At 59.7% G+C, this 15,631-nt stretch carries 13 protein-coding genes; 3 read left to right on the top strand and 10 right to left on the bottom strand.

What is annotated here, in order from left to right; all coding sequences use genetic code 11:
- Window positions 1–28 precede the first annotated feature (28 nt).
- The 10 genes from PPUTUW4_RS25115 to PPUTUW4_RS25070 form a co-directional block, all read right to left on the bottom strand.
- The gene (locus PPUTUW4_RS25115; protein ID WP_007980219.1) at window positions 29–1,591 is read right to left on the bottom strand and encodes a SpoVR family protein; all 1,563 of its coding nucleotides are present in this window, start codon (window positions 1,589–1,591) and stop codon (window positions 29–31) included.
- Complete coding sequence (locus PPUTUW4_RS25110) at window positions 1,588–2,859, bottom strand: YeaH/YhbH family protein (protein ID WP_007980218.1); 1,272 nt, start codon at window positions 2,857–2,859, stop codon at window positions 1,588–1,590. Before PPUTUW4_RS25110 ends, PPUTUW4_RS25115 begins: the two co-directional genes overlap by 4 nt.
- A 204-nt stretch (window positions 2,860–3,063) precedes the next feature.
- The gene (locus PPUTUW4_RS25105; protein WP_007980217.1) at window positions 3,064–4,986 is read right to left on the bottom strand and encodes a PrkA family serine protein kinase; all 1,923 of its coding nucleotides are present in this window, start codon (window positions 4,984–4,986) and stop codon (window positions 3,064–3,066) included.
- Window positions 4,987–5,283: 297 nt separating this feature from the next.
- The gene (glpE, locus tag PPUTUW4_RS25100) at window positions 5,284–5,613 is read right to left on the bottom strand and encodes a thiosulfate sulfurtransferase GlpE (RefSeq protein WP_015097068.1); all 330 of its coding nucleotides are present in this window, start codon (window positions 5,611–5,613) and stop codon (window positions 5,284–5,286) included.
- Between the two features lie 33 nt (window positions 5,614–5,646).
- A complete protein-coding gene (locus PPUTUW4_RS25095) occupies window positions 5,647–6,528 on the bottom strand; it encodes a symmetrical bis(5'-nucleosyl)-tetraphosphatase (protein WP_015097067.1) in 882 nt (293 codons plus the stop codon).
- On the bottom strand, window positions 6,528–6,908 hold the full coding sequence (apaG, locus tag PPUTUW4_RS25090) for a Co2+/Mg2+ efflux protein ApaG (RefSeq protein ID WP_015097066.1): 381 nt from the start codon (window positions 6,906–6,908) through the stop codon (window positions 6,528–6,530). The genes PPUTUW4_RS25095 and apaG overlap by 1 nt, the downstream gene beginning before the upstream one ends.
- A 115-nt stretch (window positions 6,909–7,023) precedes the next feature.
- Window positions 7,024–7,842, bottom strand: a complete 819-nt coding sequence (gene rsmA, locus PPUTUW4_RS25085) for a 16S rRNA (adenine(1518)-N(6)/adenine(1519)-N(6))-dimethyltransferase RsmA (RefSeq protein ID WP_015097065.1) — start codon at window positions 7,840–7,842, stop codon at window positions 7,024–7,026.
- A complete protein-coding gene (pdxA, locus tag PPUTUW4_RS25080) occupies window positions 7,839–8,828 on the bottom strand; it encodes a 4-hydroxythreonine-4-phosphate dehydrogenase PdxA (protein WP_015097064.1) in 990 nt (329 codons plus the stop codon). The genes rsmA and pdxA overlap by 4 nt, the downstream gene beginning before the upstream one ends.
- Complete coding sequence (gene surA / locus PPUTUW4_RS25075) at window positions 8,825–10,147, bottom strand: peptidylprolyl isomerase SurA (protein WP_173862082.1); 1,323 nt, start codon at window positions 10,145–10,147, stop codon at window positions 8,825–8,827. Before surA ends, pdxA begins: the two co-directional genes overlap by 4 nt.
- Window positions 10,122–12,959 carry an LPS-assembly protein LptD gene (locus tag PPUTUW4_RS25070; protein ID WP_015097062.1) on the bottom strand — a complete coding sequence of 946 codons (2,838 nt, stop codon included), beginning with the start codon at window positions 12,957–12,959 and terminating at the stop codon, window positions 10,122–10,124. The genes surA and PPUTUW4_RS25070 overlap by 26 nt, the downstream gene beginning before the upstream one ends.
- A 130-nt stretch (window positions 12,960–13,089) precedes the next feature.
- Between PPUTUW4_RS25070 and PPUTUW4_RS25065 the strand changes: the two genes are divergently transcribed.
- Genes PPUTUW4_RS25065 through PPUTUW4_RS25055 form a run of 3 tightly spaced genes read left to right on the top strand, consistent with a single transcriptional unit; the run spans window position 13,090 to window position 15,546 of the window.
- Window positions 13,090–14,109: a phosphotransferase gene (locus tag PPUTUW4_RS25065; RefSeq protein ID WP_015097061.1), complete on the top strand. Its 1,020-nt coding sequence runs from the start codon at window positions 13,090–13,092 to the stop codon at window positions 14,107–14,109.
- Window positions 14,106–14,777, top strand: coding sequence for an N-acetylmuramate alpha-1-phosphate uridylyltransferase MurU (gene murU, locus PPUTUW4_RS25060; RefSeq protein WP_015097060.1), 672 nt, complete (start codon window positions 14,106–14,108; stop codon window positions 14,775–14,777). The genes PPUTUW4_RS25065 and murU overlap by 4 nt, the downstream gene beginning before the upstream one ends.
- 1 nt (window position 14,778) lies before the next feature.
- The gene (locus PPUTUW4_RS25055; RefSeq protein ID WP_015097059.1) at window positions 14,779–15,546 is read left to right on the top strand and encodes a TerB family tellurite resistance protein; all 768 of its coding nucleotides are present in this window, start codon (window positions 14,779–14,781) and stop codon (window positions 15,544–15,546) included.
- Window positions 15,547–15,631: the final 85 nt, after the last annotated feature.

The raw sequence follows: 15,631 nt of genomic DNA, 5'->3' as shown, positions 1-15,631 counted from the left end.
CATCGAGCTTTCGGAGGCGCAAAGCGGATCAAAGATGGATGACAGCCAGGTCCAGTCGACCGTAATCACCCTCGCTGTGCTCGTTTCGGGGTGGCACATGGTGGGTTTTCATCACGGTGTCCCCTTGCAGGGTTTCCAGGTGAATGTCGAAACCCCAAAGGCGGTGCAGGTGTTTGAGCACTTCTTCGGTCGAGTCGCCCAGCGGTTTGCGATCGTGTTGCTGGTGACGCAGGGTCAGGGAGCGGTCACCACGCCGGTCGATGCTGTAGATCTGCACGTTAGGCTCGCGATTGCCCAGGTTGTACTGTGCCGCGAGGGTTTCCCGGATGATGCGGTAGCCACCTTCGTCGTGAATGGCGGGCACCAGCAGGTCGTCCTTCTGGTCGTCATCGAGAATGCTGAACAGCTTCAAGTCGCGGATCACCTTGGGCGACAGGTACTGCAGGATGAAGCTCTCATCCTTGAAGCTGCTCATGGCGAACTTGATGGCTGCCAGCCAGTCGGTACCGGCGATGTCAGGGAACCAGCGGCGATCTTCTTCCGTAGGCTCTTCGCACATGCGACGGATGTCGCGGTACATGGCAAACCCCAGGGCGTAAGGGTTGATGCCACTGTAGTAGGGGCTGTCAAAGCCCGGCTGGAACACCACGCTGGTGTGGGACGTCAGGAACTCCATCATGAAGCCGTCAGTAACCAGGCCCTCGTCGTACAGATCGTTCATCAGGGTGTAGTGCCAGAAGGTAGCCCAACCTTCGTTCATCACCTGGGTCTGGCGCTGTGGATAAAAATACTGGGCGATCTTGCGCACGATGCGCACGATTTCCCGCTGCCATGGTTCCAGCAGCGGCGCATGTTTTTCAATGAAGTACAGGATGTTTTCCTGAGGTTCGGCGGGGAAGCGTGCGTTGTCCTTGTCGCTGTACTTGTCCGCGCCCTTGGGAATGGTGCGCCACAGATCGTTGATCTGTTTCTGCAAGTGCTCCTCCCGGTCCTTTTGCCGGCGGCGTTCTTCTTCTGCGGAAATCGGATAGGGACGTTTGTAGCGGTCGACGCCATAGTTCATCAGCGCATGACAGGAGTCGAGCAGGTCCTCGACCGCGTCAATGCCGTGGCGCTCCTCGCATTGCATGATGTACTGCTTGGCAAACACCAGGTAATCGATGATCGAACTGGCGTCGGTCCAGGTGCGGAACAGGTAATTGCCTTTGAAAAAGCTGTTGTGCCCGTAGCAGGCATGGGCCACCACTAGAGCCTGCATGCAGATGGTGTTTTCTTCCATCAGGTAGGCGATGCACGGGTCGGAGTTGATCACGATCTCGTACGCCAGCCCCATCTGGCCGCGGGTGTAGGATTTTTCAGTGCTGAGGAAGTGCTTGCCGTAGGACCAGTGGTGATAACCCAGAGGCATGCCGACGGAGGCGTAGGCATCCATCATCTGCTCGGCGGTGATCACTTCGATCTGGTTCGGGTACGTATCGAGGGCGTAACCCGCCGCAATGCGACTGATTTCGCGGTCGTACGCCTGGATCAGCTCGAACGTCCATTCGGAGCCGGTGGAAATGGGTTGGCGCTTCTGCTCTTTGGCGGTCATGTCACTAACCTGCGCTGGAAGAGTTCACGGAAGACCGGATAGATATCTCCGGCCGAGACCAGTTGTTGCTGGGCAAACGTGTCGGAAAAGGCTTCGGCGATGCGCTCGTATTCGAACCAAAGGGCCTGGTGTTCGCGCGGGGTGATCTCAACGTAAGTGTAGTACTGCACGAATGGCATGATCTGGTTGATCAGGATGTCGCGGCAGATCGGAGAGTCGTCGTTCCAGTTGTCGCCATCGGAGGCCTGGGCGGCGTAGATGTTCCACTCGTTACTCGGGTAGCGCTCGGCCATGATCTCCTGCATCAGTTTCAGGGCGCTGGACACTATGGTGCCGCCGGTTTCCCGGGAGTAGAAAAACTCTTCTTCATCCACTTCGCGGGCACTGGTGTGGTGGCGGATGAACACGACGTCGATCTTGTCGTAGTTACGCTTGAGAAACAGGTACAGCAGGATAAAGAAGCGCTTGGCGATGTCCTTGGTCGCCTGGGTCATCGAGCCGGACACGTCCATCAGGCAGAACATCACGGCCTTGGAGCTGGGGTTGGGTTGTTTGATGAGCAGGTTGTACTTGAGGTCGAACGTGTCGAGAAACGGCACGCGGTGAATGCGCGCGCTGAGTTTTTCGATTTCAGCTTCGATTTCCTGAATATCGCCGAAGTTGTCTGGCTCTTCCTGCTTGAGTCGCAGAAGTTCTTCCTTGGCCTCACGCAGTTTTGCCCGGCTGCTGCCGGATAGGGCGATCCGCCGGGCGTGGGCTGAGCGCAGGGTGCGGATGATGTTGATCCGCGACGGGTTGCCCTCGTTGCTGATCCCGGCCCGCACGGTCTTGAAGGTGTCGGTGCCGGTCAGGTTGCGTTTTACCAGATTGGGCAGCTCGAGATCCTCGAACATGAATTCGAGGAACTCTTCCTGGGTGATCTGGAAGACGAATTCGTCCATCCCTTCACCGGAGTTGCCAGCCTTGCCGGGGCCTCGACCACCACCGCCTCCCGGTGGACGGGCGATATGTTCGCCACTGGTGAACTCCTTGTTGCCCGGGTGCACGACCGTCTGTTTGCCACCGCGGCCGTGGTGAAGCACCGGCTCGTCGATGTCGCGGCCGGGAATGCTGATTTGTTCGCCGTGTTCCATATCGGTAATGGAGCGCCGGCTGACCGCCTCTTCGACAGCCTTTTTAATGTGATCACGGTAGCGCCGCAGAAACCGCTGGCGGTTCACCGTGCTCTTGTTCTTGCCATTGAGACGTCGGTCGATCACATAGCTCATGACTGCTCCTTAGAAGCTGTCCTGAAAGGGGCGAGCGGTGATACAGCATCGAACCGAGAGCCGAGGGATGTTGAACGCTCCCCCAAGCGCCTTGGATGCTGCCTGAACTCGCTACCGACTTTCGAACACCTTCCAGAGGCCTGTGTAACAGAAAAAGCGCACACAGGTCTCTGGCTGACGACAACCGGTCTGACCGGCAGCGGGTTATTGTGATTTTCTGACCCGCAGGTACCACTCGGACAGCAGTCGTACCTGTTTGTCGGTGTAGCCCCGCTCGACCATCCGTGTGACGAAGTCGTTGTGTTTTTGCTGGTCCTCCTTGCTGGCCTTGGCGTTGAAGCTGATGACCGGTAGCAGGTCCTCGGTGTTGGAGAACATTTTCTTCTCGATGACCACCCGCAGTTTTTCGTAGCTGAGCCAGGTCGGGTTCTTGCCGTTGTTGTTGGCCCGGGCACGCAGGACGAAGTTGACGATTTCGTTGCGGAAATCCTTCGGATTGCTGATGCCGGCCGGTTTTTCGATTTTCTCCAGTTCTTCGTTCAGGGCTACGCGGTTGAGGATTTCGCCGGTTTCCGGGTCGCGGTATTCCTGGTCCTGGATCCAGAAGTCGGCGTACAACACGTAGCGATCGAAGATGTTCTGGCCGTACTCGCTGTAGGATTCGAGGTAGGCAGTCTGGATCTCCTTGCCGATGAATTCGATGTAGCGCGGTGCCAGGTACTCCTTGAGGAAGCGCAGATAGCGTTCGCGAGTCTCGGCCTGGAACTGTTCCTGTTCGATCTGCTGTTCCAGCACATAGAGCAGATGTACCGGGTTGGCAGCAATTTCGTGCGGATCGAAGTTGAACACCTTCGACAGGATCTTGAACGCGAAGCGAGTCGAGAGACCGTTCATGCCTTCGTCGACACCGGCGTTGTCGCGGTATTCCTGGATCGACTTGGCTTTCGGATCGGTATCCTTGAGGTTCTCGCCGTCGTACACGCGCATCTTCGAGTAGATGTTGGAGTTTTCCGGCTCTTTAAGACGCGAGAGCACGGTGAACTGGGCCAGCATCTTCAGGGTATCCGGCGCGCAATGCGCCTTGGCCAGCGAGCTGTTGAACAGCAGCTTGTCGTAGATCTTCACTTCGTCACTGACCCGCAGGCAGTACGGCACCTTGACGATGTAGATCCGGTCGATGAAGGCTTCGTTGTTCTTGTTGTTGCGGAAGGTGTGCCACTCCGATTCGTTGGAGTGCGCCAGCAGGATACCGGTGAACGGAATCGCGCCAAGGCCTTCGGTACTGTTGTAGTTGCCTTCCTGGGTGGCAGTCAGCAACGGGTGCAGCACCTTGATCGGTGCCTTGAACATTTCGACGAATTCCATCAGGCCCTGGTTGGCCCGGCACAGGGCGCCCGAGTAGCTGTAGGCGTCGGCGTCGTTCTGCGGGAACTCCTCCAGTTTGCGGATATCGACCTTGCCCACCAGTGCCGAAATGTCCTGGTTGTTTTCGTCACCAGGTTCGGTCTTGGCTACGGCGATCTGGTTGAGGATCGACGGGTAGAGTTTCACCACGCGGAACTGGCTGATGTCGCCACCGAATTCGGCCAGGCGCTTGGTCGCCCATGGCGACATGATGGTGTTGAGGTAGCGCCGTGGAATGCCAAAGTCTTCCTCAAGGATCGCTCCATCTTCAGTGGAGTTGAACAGACCCAGGGGCGACTCGAATACCGGCGAGCCCTTGATCGCGTAGAAGGGCACTTTTTCCATCAGCTGCTTCAGCTTCTCGGCCAGGGACGATTTACCGCCACCGACAGGGCCGAGCAGGTACAGGATTTGTTTCTTCTCTTCCAGGCCTTGAGCGGCGTGGCGGAAATACGACACGATCTGGTCGATGCATTCTTCCATCCCGTGGAAGTCTTCAAAGGCCGGATAGCGGCGGATTACCTTGTTGGAGAAGATGCGCGAAAGCCTCGAGTTGGTCGAGGTGTCGAGCAGTTCCGGTTCACCGATGGCCAGCAGTAGACGCTCGGCGGCGGAAACGTAGGCGCTGCGGTCTTTTTTGCACAGTTCAAGATACTCTTGCAGTGAGAGTTCTTCCTGGCGTGTGGACTCGAAGCGTTGTTGGAAGTGGCTAAAGATACTCATGACGTCACCTCGCTCGATACGTGGAGCCGACGCCGGATCACTCAGTCGATGCTGGCAGCAACCGAACAGGCGATTGCTGTTTACCCCCCAGAACTCTCCCGGAGCTGACGACTCCGAAAGCTACTCCCGATGACCCGTGCGCCGGTGTACCGGCTCTCCCCTGTTTTGGATGGCCTGGGCTTAAGGATAGTTGGGAATTCGGGAGGTAAAGGCGAGATACGTAATTAGTTGTGGCAGACCGTTCGTCTGCCACCGCGCTAGCCCGCGGGAGCCGGGGCCTGCAACGTTACAAAAAAATTATTCGGAAGTGCCTTGCGCCGTTTCCGTCGGATAGGTCGTACGCCACAACTCGAATCCGCCATCCATGCTGTAGACGTCGGAGAAGCCCTGGCTGATCAGGTAGGCGGCCGCACCCTGGCTGGAATTGCCGTGATAGCAGACCACCACGGTCGGCGCGTCGAGGTCGGCGCCCTGGATGAAAGCGTGCAGGGAATGATTGTCCAGATGCTTCGAGCCTGCGATATGCAGGGCGGCAAAAGTGGCCGGGTCGCGGACGTCGACCACCACTGCGCCTTGTTCGCGCAGGGCTTGGGCCTGTTCCGGGGGGATACGTTTGAATTCGCTCATGGCGGGCTCCTTTGGCTCGGCAGAATGGGCAGTCTAGCGCGGTGCGCTGGCTGGCGATGTTTGGGGAATGGATGAGGCGACTGGCGGCACGGCATGGCCGTGTTCGTCGCATTTGCAGGACAGGCGCTCAAAGCTGTCGACGTTCATCAGGGTCAGGGCGCCGCCCCAGACGCAGCCAGTGTCGAGGGCCGAGATGCCAGGCTCATTGATATTGCCTTCCAGTGCTGCCCAGTGACCGAAGATGATCTTCAGGCCCTTGGTCTTGCGTTCCTTGTGCTGGAACCAGGGTTTGTAGCCTGGAGGTGCGGTACCGAGGCCTTCCTTGCTCTTGAGGTCGAGTTTGCCTTCGGCGGTGCAAAAACGCATGCGGGTGAAATAATTGGTGATCACCCGCAGGCGCGTCACGCCTTTGAGGTCATTGTCCCATTTCGCCGGATCGTTGCCGTACATGCCATCGAGGTAGGGCGGCAGCAGGTTGTCGTCACGCAAGGCGGTCTCGACTTCGGCAGCACACTTCAAGGCTTTGCGCAGCGACCACTGGGGTGGAATGCCGGCATGGACCAGTGCCACGTTGCGCTGTTCGTCGTAGTGCATGAGCTTTTGCTGGCGCAGCCATTCGAGCAGTTCGGCGCTATCCGGCGCTTCAATGATCTCGTGCAGGGTGTCGGCCTTCTTCAGGCGTTCGATGTTGCGTCCGGCCGCCAGCAGGTGCAGGTCGTGGTTGCCGAGCACGCACACCAGCGATTCGCGGATGCTATAGAGGAAGCGCAGGGTTTCCAGCGACTGTGGGCCGCGGTTGACCAGGTCGCCCACCAGCCACAGGCGATCGCGTTGAGGGTCGAACGCCACTTGTTTGAGCAGGCATTGCAGGGCCTGAAGGCAGCCTTGCAGGTCGCCGACAGCGTAGGTTGCCATCAGTGCAGGGCTCCGGGCACCGCCAGGCGGAAGGGCGCGATGACGGCATCGAAATGTTTGCCGTCGTCGGACAGCATCCGATAGGTGCCTTGCATGGTGCCGACCTTGGTGGTCATCACGGTGCCGCTGCTGTAGGTGTGGCTCTTGCCCGGGTCGATCAGAGGCTGCTGGCCGACGACGCCTGCGCCGCGGACTTCTTCGACATGCCCGTTACCATCAGTGATGACCCAGTGCCGTGAAAGCAGTTTGGCGGGCATTTCGCCATTGTTTTGCACGGTGATGGTATAGGCGAAGGCAAAGCGGTCGTGCTCGGGTTGCGATTGTTCTGCCAGATAGCGGGTGACGACGCTGACGTCGACCTGATAACGAGGATCGGACATGCAAGAGGCCTTAAAAACGAAGCGGGACGCGGGGCGTAGCTGATGGAGTTCAGTCTAGGCCAAGTATCGGGTAGTAGACCAGAGTGGCGTCCTACCCGATAGCGCTCATCGCCTGTCAGTTCGCGGCAGGCTTTTGTGGCGCCTGTTCGCTGAGCTTGTCAGCCAGGCGCACGAAGGCGGCCAGGTCGAGCTGCTCGGGACGCAGGCTGCCATCGACGCCGGCGGCTTCGATTTCGGCATTGCTCAGCAGCAGCTTGAGGGTGTTGCGCAGGGTTTTGCGGCGCTGGTTGAACGCTTCGCGCACGACGCGCTCCAGCAGGCGGTGATCCTTGGCCGGGTGCGGCAGTTCTGCGTGGGGCACCAGCCGCACGATGGCCGAATCGACTTTCGGTGGCGGGTTGAACGCGCCCGGGCCGACGTTGAACAGGTGTTCGACCCGGCAATGGTACTGAACCATGATCGACAGACGGCCCCAGTCACCACCACCCGGGCCCGCAGCCAGGCGCTCGACCACTTCCTTTTGCAGCATGAAGTGCATGTCGCGGATCAGGTGCGAGTTGTGCAGCAGGTGAAAAATCAGCGGCGTGGAGATGTTGTACGGCAGGTTACCGACCACTCGCAGGCTGCCCGGCGCGGCATTCAGGCTGTTGAAGTCGAACTTCAGCGCATCGCCCTGATGCAGGTTGAAGTTGCTCTTGTCGGCAAACTGCTGGTTGAGGATCGGGATCAGGTCCTTGTCCAGTTCCACCACGTCGAGTTGCGCGCCGCTGCTGAGCAGGCCTTGGGTCAGTGCGCCCTGTCCCGGGCCGATCTCCAGCAGGCGGTCTTCTGCCTTGGCATGAATGGAACGCAGGATGCGGTCGATAACGCCGGCATCGTGCAGGAAGTTCTGGCCAAAGCGTTTGCGCGCCTTGTGTTGGTAGTGCTCGGTCATAAACGGGTCTCGGCCATCTGGTAGGCGGTTTCCAGGGCGACTTGCAGGCTGCCGGTGTCGATCTTGCCGCTGCCGGCCAGATCCAGGGCGGTGCCGTGGTCGACCGACGTACGGATGATCGGCAAGCCGAGGGTCACGTTGACTGCCGCGCCGAAGCCTTTGTACTTCAGCACCGGTAGGCCCTGGTCGTGGTACATCGCCAGCACCGCATCGCAGTGCTCCAGATATTTGGGGGTAAACAGAGTGTCGGCGGGCAGGGGGCCGCGAAGGTCCATGCCCTCGCCGCGCAGGCGCTCTAATGTGGGTTCGATGATATCGATTTCTTCATGGCCCAGGTGCCCGCCTTCACCGGCATGCGGGTTGAGCCCGCAGACCAGGATACGTGGCCGGGCGATGCCGAACTTGTTTTGCAGGTCGGCGTGCAGGATTCGCGTGACGCGTTCCAGACGCTCCGGCGTGATGGCATCGGCAATCTCGCGAAGGGGCAGGTGAGTGGTCACCAGGGCCACGCGCAAGCCACGAGTGGCCAGCATCATCACCACTTGCGCGGTATGGGTCAGGTCTGCAAGGAATTCCGTGTGCCCGGAGAAGGCGATGCCGGATTCGTTGATGACGCCTTTGTGCACAGGCGCGGTAATCATGCCGGCAAAATCCCCGCTCAGGCAACCTTGGCCGGCCCGGGTCAGGGTTTCCAGGACGAACGCAGCGTTGGCCTTGTCCAGTTGTCCGGCAATGACTTTGGCGTTGAGCGGTGTGTCCCAGACATACAGGCTGTTGGCTGGCGCGGGGGCATCCGGCCAGTTGCCCGGGGTGACCGGCAGCAAGTCGACCGCCACGCCCAGTTGCGCGGCCCGCTCGATGAGCAGGTCGCGGCTGGTAATGGCAATCAGGGGATGGGGCTGGGCTTGTGAGGCGAGCAGCAGGCACAGGTCGGGACCTATGCCGGCTGGTTCACCGGGTGTCAGCGCGAAACGTTGGGGTTTCACTGTGCTGCCTGGTCGGCGCCAGGGAGTTTGATTTCCACATACGCTTCGTCACGGATCTGACGCAGCCAGGTTTGCAGCTCTTCGTCGTATTTGCGGTTACGCAAAACGGTCATGGCTTGCTGCTCGCGAGCCTGGCTGGTGCTGTCGGTGGCGCGACGGCCAAGGACTTCCAGGACATGCCAGCCGTATTGAGTCTGGAACGGCCTGGACAGCTGACCTTGTGGGGTCTTGGCCATCACTTCGCGGAACTCTGGCACCAGCGCGTTCGGGTCGATCCAGTTCAGGTCGCCGCCGTTGAGGGCGGAACCCGGGTCTTCCGAGTAGTTTTTCGCCAGCTCGGCGAAGTCTTCGCCAGCCTCGATACGGCTGTAGAGCGATTCGGCCAGGGCCTTGGTTTTCGCTTCGTCGCGGATCGGGCTCGGCTTGACCAGGATGTGACGCACATGCACTTCGTCGCGCATCTGGGTCTCGCCGCCACGCTTGTCGAGGATCTTCAGGATGATGAAGCCGCCCGGGGTGCGCATTGGCTGGGTGACATCACCCACCGGCATGGTGCTCAGCAGACGATCGAACGGCGGAGGCAATTGAGCGGCTTTACGCCAGCCCATGTCACCACCCTCCAGAGCGGTTTCGCTGGCGGATTTGGCGATTGCCAACTGACTGAAGTCAGCGCCTTGCTTGAGCTGCTGGTAAATCGCATCGGCCTGTTTGGCGGCACTCTGAATCGCTTCGGAGTTGGCGCTTTCCGGTGTAGGAATCAGGATGTTGGCCAGGTGGAACTCTTCGGACAGCTGCATTTTGCCCAGGTCAGACGCCAGGAAGTTCTTCACTTCCTGCTCGGAGACCTGAATGCGTTCGGCGACCCGACGCTGGCGCACGCGGCTGATGACCATTTCGCGGCGAATCTGCTCACGTGCGTCTTCATAGGATAGACCGTCGCGAGTCAGGGCGGCGCGGAACTGCTCGATCGACATGTTGTTGCGCTGGGCAATGGTGCCCACGGCCTGGTTCAACTCTTCATCGGTAATGCGGATGCCGGAACGCTCGCCGATCTGCAATTGCAGGTTTTCGACGATCAGGCGCTCAAGTACCTGCTGCTCCAGCACGCTGGCAGGCGGCACGGCAGAGCCACGCTTGGCAATGGTTTGCTGAACTTCATGAACGCGTCGGTCCAGTTGGCTCTGCATGACCACGTCGTTGTCGACGATGGCCACCACTTTATCGATGGACTGCACGGCGGCGCTGGCCGCCGTACTCAGGAACAGCGCGCCCAGCATCAGCGGGCGCAGACAATCAGAAAGCTTGGTCTTCACGTTCACGATAACCTTGAATGCCTTTGTCGAGGAAGCTCTCTGCCTTGGCGCCGGTGAGGCCGCCGAGTCCCTTCAGAACAATTTGGAGGAAGACGCCATGGTCGCCTTTTTCGTTTTGCGGTGCTTCCTGGCTGAACTCGTCATAGGAAACCCAGTAACGGTTGATCAGGCGCAGTTTCCAGCAGCAGCTGTCGTACTCGAAACCACCGAAGGCTTCCAGGGTGCGGTTGCGGTTGTAGTCATACTGCCAGCGGCTGATAGCGCTCCATTGCGGCACGATCGGCCAGATCACCGAGAAATCGTGCTGTTCGATCTTGTAGTAATCCTTCACGTAGCCAGGCTGGCCAGGGGTGCCGTAGTCACCACCGCCCACGGTCCATTGACCGGTGTTCTGGTCGTAACGGATCTGGTCATTGCGATAGCGATAGCCGAGGTTGACGATCTTGTTCGGGTTGTCTTCAGGCTGGTAGTGGAACATCGCGCTGCCCGAGCGAGGGCTGCGGCTGTCCGGGTCCCAGTTGTAGTCGGCCGTGGTACGCCAGTCGCGGTTCCAGCGATATTCGTATTCCAGAGCGTAAGGCGAAACGTTGGACTGCGTATCCTGGCGGGTTTTTGGATTGATGCCTGGCAACTGAACTTCGCGGTCCTTGAAATACAAGGCTTGGCCGACACTGATGCGTTGACGCTCGAAACCGTTGTCTTCGATCCAGCGGCTGGTCACGCCCAGGGACAGTTTGTTTTCGTCGCCGACACGGTCGGAGCCGGAGAAGCGATTGTCGCGGAACAGCGACGCATAGTTGAAGGTGTATTCGCTGGTATCGAATACCGGAATGTCTACCTGGTCGACCTCAGGCACGTACAGGTAGAACAGGCGCGGCTCGAGGGTCTGGCGATAGTTCTTGCCGAAATACTGGGTATCGCGATCGAAGTACAGGCCGCTGTCGATGCTGGCGATTGGCACGCTGCGGTTCTGGTTGCTGCCAAAATCACCATTGAGATTTTTAGTCCCGGCTGCAGCAGCGGCCTGATCCTGAGCCGCGATTTGACTTTTGCCGAGACTGTCCAGATCCAGTTGGTACTGTGTGTACTGGTATTTGAGCGTCGGTGTCAGGTAACCGTATGACGTGCTCATTGGCAGGCTGATGGCTGGCGCAAGGTTCAGACGGTCGCCAGTGGCGCGAGCCAGACCTTGAACGTTGTTATCAAGGCGGGGAGTGCCGACGGTTCCGTCGTCGTTGAACGGGCCGCCGTCTTCGTCAAAGTACGTTCCGCTTTTCAGATCCCGGTCAAATCGAACGAGCTCAGTGCTGTAAGTGAAATTCATGCCTTCTGGATGGTACGGCAGCACGCCATCAAGGGTGAGCTGCGGCAGGCGATCGTACGGCGTGATGTTCGAGACGGTCGCCAGTTGAAAGGCCTGGGCGTTGATGCCTGCGTTGAAGGTGTCGCCACGATAAGTGACGGAGCCTTGCTGGTTCACAAAGTCGCTGCTTTTCACGCCAATCTGGTCGGTCTGCAGATCCTGGAAGTAATACGGATCGCTGATCTTGGTGTAGTCGACTTGCGTGAGTACTCGTGAATCGAGGCCACCCTTGTGCTGCCAGTTGTACATGTAGCGGGTTTTTTCGGCGTCGGACTGCTTGTCGCGTTCGTCGCTTTCGTCGTTGAGGTACGCCGCACCGAACTGGCCTTCGCTGGACTTGGTCAGGTAGCGGAACTCGCCTTCCATCAACAAGCCGTGCTTTTCCATGTAGCGCGGGTACAACGTGGCATCGTAGTTCGGCGCCAGGTTGAAGTAGTACGGGGTGACCAGCATGAAGCCGGTATCGCTGCCGGTGCCGATGGTCGGCGGCAGGAAGCCGGACTGGCGACGGTCGTCGATCGGGAAATAGATGTACGGCGTGTACAGGACCGGAATGTCCTTGACCCGCAGCGTCACGTTGGTCGCCGTGCCGAAGCCGGTGGCCGGGTTCAGGGTGATGTTGTTGCCCTTGAGCTGCCAGGCGTTGCTGTTCGGTTCGCACGTGGTGTACGTACCATCCTTGAGGCGGATGATCGCGTTCTCGGCACGTTTGGCGTACAGCGCATTACCGCGGATACGTGATTTGTGCATCACGTATTCGGCGTTGTCGACCTTGGCTTCACCGGTGTCGAGCTGCACGTCGGCGTGGTCGCCGACGATCAGGGCGCCGTTGTCGCGAATGCGCACATTGCCATTCAGGTCGCCACGGTTCTCGGCCTGGTACAGGTTGGCTTCGTCGGCTTCGACCTGCATGCTGCCCTGGCGCATGACGACGTCGCCGGCCAGGGTCGCGACCTGCTCATCCTGCTTATAGCGGGAGGCTTTTGCGCCGATAAAGGTAGGCGCGTCACTTTTATTCGTCTTGTCATTCATGCCAGGACGAATCGGTTCGATATAGGAACCAGAGCAATAAGGGCCGGTTTCGGCCAATTGTGCGGCGGTGAGCTGCTCGCGGGGAACCCAGTCGAGGTGACTGTAGTCTTCGCTACGCGACTTCAGGCCGCGGCCTTTGGATTCGGTGACCAGTACTGGCTTGGCGCCAGTGTCTTCACTGGAACCGTTCTCGGCCGAGGCTTCGCCGGTGGCGGAAACTGCGCTGCCGTCATGAACGGGACGCGGTGGCAATGCAGCCGCCGGCGTCTTTGGCGCGCAGTCCCAGGAACCCGAAGCAGAGACTGAGCAGTCAAACTGTTCCGCGGCGACCACGTAGGAAGTGGCAAGGGGTTGCAGCGCCAGCAAACTGCCGGTAACCAACAACGGAAATTTTTTACGAAACGCGGGGGATTTCAATGCCATCTTATTAGTCCGGGCTTCCTGCGTGCCATCTGCCCGCGGTGTGGGCCGCACGCCTCTCGATGGTCTGAAAAAGATGCTGGATAATAAAGCATGACCCGCTTGACGGCTAGCGCCGTCGGAGACCCTTGCAATGCCTGATCAAGATGTACGCTTGCAACACCTGAAAGTTTGGCTCGATGAACAATTGACGACCCTTTTTGCCGAGCAGGGCTGGGGCGTCGTACCCCCGGCCACGTTGACTGCGGCCAGCAGCGACGCGAGTTTCCGGCGGTATTTCCGCTGGGAAGGCGATGGCAGAAGTTTCATCGTGATGGACGCGCCACCGCCCCAGGAAAACTGCAAACCTTTCGTGGATATCGCCTTTTTGCTGGCGAAATCCGGAATAAATGTGCCGAAAATTTATGCCGAAGACCTCGATCGCGGTTTTCTTTTGCTCAATGACCTGGGCAACAAGACCTATCTGGATGTCATCGACAGCGAAAACGCCGACGAATTGTTCAACGATGCCCTGCAGGCGTTGCTGGCTTTCCAGCAGTTGCCGATGGTTGCGCCGCTGCCGAGCTATGACGTGGCATTACTTCGTCGCGAACTGGAACTGTTCCCCGAGTGGTACGTGAAGCGCGAATTGGGCATCGAATTCGACGCGGCGCAGCAAGTGCTCTGGCAGCAGGTCAGCGATCTGTTGATCGACAGCGCCCTGGCACAGCCACAAGTCCTGGTGCATCGCGACTACATGCCGCGCAACCTGATGCTCAGCGAGCCCAACCCCGGCGTGCTGGATTTCCAGGATGCGGTATATGGCCCGGTGACCTACGACGTGACCTGCCTGTTCAAGGACGCTTTCCTCAGTTGGCCCCAGGAGCGCGTACACGGCTGGCTGGAAAGCTACTGGCAGCAGGCGGGGGCGCTCGGTATTCCGGTTCAGCCCGAGTTCGAGGACTTTCTGCGGGCCAGCGACTTGATGGGCGTGCAACGTCACCTGAAAGTCATCGGTATTTTCGCGCGCATCTGCCATCGCGACGGCAAACCGCGTTATCTGGGCGATGTTCCGCGTTTCTTTGCCTATATAGATGCCGTGATCGCTCGCCGCCCTGAACTGGCCGAGCTGGATGTGCTGCTGGCCAGCCTGCGTGCCGGAGTTAAAGCATGAAGGCAATGATTCTGGCCGCGGGCAAAGGCGAGCGCATGCGCCCGCTGACCCTGACCACGCCAAAACCGCTGGTGCGTGCCGGTGGCGTACCGCTGATCGAGTATCACCTGCGGGCGCTGGCTGCCGCGGGGTTCACCGACATCGTGATCAATCACGCCTGGCTCGGTCAGCAGATCGAAGACTATCTGGGCGATGGTTCGCGCTATGGCGTGAGCATTCAGTACTCGGCGGAGGGTGAGCCCCTGGAAACCGGTGGCGGGATTTTCCGCGCCTTGCCGTTATTGGGAGATGAAGCCTTTGTGGTGGTCAACGGCGATATCTGGACCGATTACGACTTCAGTGTGCTGCATCAACCCATCAACGGCCTGGCGCACCTGGTGCTGGCCAGCAACCCGCCGCATCATCCGACCGGGGACTTCAGCCTGGTTGGAAGCCAGGTGCACGACGGTCAACCGCAGGCTCCTACCCTGACCTACAGCGGCATCGCCGTGTTGCATCCGCAGTTGTTCGACGGTTGCACCGCAGGGGCCTTCAAGCTCGCGCCGCTGTTGCGCAAAGCCATGGCTGACGGGCTGGTGACCGGCGAGCAGTTGAGGGGGCACTGGGTCGATGTCGGTACTCACGAGCGTCTGGCTGAAGTTGAAACATTAATAGAAGCGAGCCGCTGACATGCTGTGGCCAGGGACTCTTATCGGAGCCGGAGCGGGCTTTGCCATAGCCAGTATTCCGGGGGCCATGCTCGGCGCGTTGTTGGGGCAGGCGCTGGATCGGCGCTTGCACCTTCAGAGCTGGGGGCATTTGCGGGAAAAACTGGGCGGCCGCCCGGTGCTGCGCAACGATGAGTTGCTGTTTGTCCTGCTGGGACGCCTTGCCAAGTGCGACGGCCAGGTGATGGCCGGGCACATCGAACAGGCCCGGGCGGAAATGCGCTCGCTGGACATGTCCGGGCCGGCTCAGCGCCGTGCAATTGCCGCGTTCAACCGTGGCAAGTCGGGTCGCGACCGGCTACGCGGTTATCTGCGTCGCCTGAGTGCCCAGCCCCATGCGGCGGAAGGCGTGTTACGCGCCTGCTGGCGAATGGTCTGGGCCGATGGTCGTGCAGGCAGCGGTGAGCGTGAGTTGATCCGCCAGTGGGGGCAGTGGCTGGGCTGGACGCCGCACCAGGTGCAGGCGTTGGCCCACGATTATGAGCCGCAGAAGCGGCCATTGGGCAACAGCGTGCCAAGCTATCAGGACGCCTTGAAGTTGTTGGGGGTGTCGGCCACCACTGAACCGGCGCAGATCAAGCGTGCTTACCGGCGCCTGCTCAGTCGCCATCATCCGGACAAGATCGCCGGCAGTGGCGCAACGGCGACGCAGGTGCGTGAGGCCACCGAGCGAACGCGTGAACTGCATAGCGCCTATACGCTGATTCGGGAGCGGCGGGATTTTCGCTAGGCCGGAAACGTGCGTCGCCAGTGATACTGCTATCGCGAGCAAGCTCGCTCCCACAGGTTTTGTGCTGTACGCAATTTCGTGACCG

It is taken from the genome of Pseudomonas sp. UW4 (assembly GCF_000316175.1).
Taxonomy (GTDB): Bacteria; Pseudomonadota; Gammaproteobacteria; order Pseudomonadales; family Pseudomonadaceae; genus Aquipseudomonas; species Aquipseudomonas laurylsulfatiphila.
The sequence above is the reverse complement of the archived record's forward strand: the minus strand, read 5'-3'. Positions and strand labels throughout refer to the sequence as shown.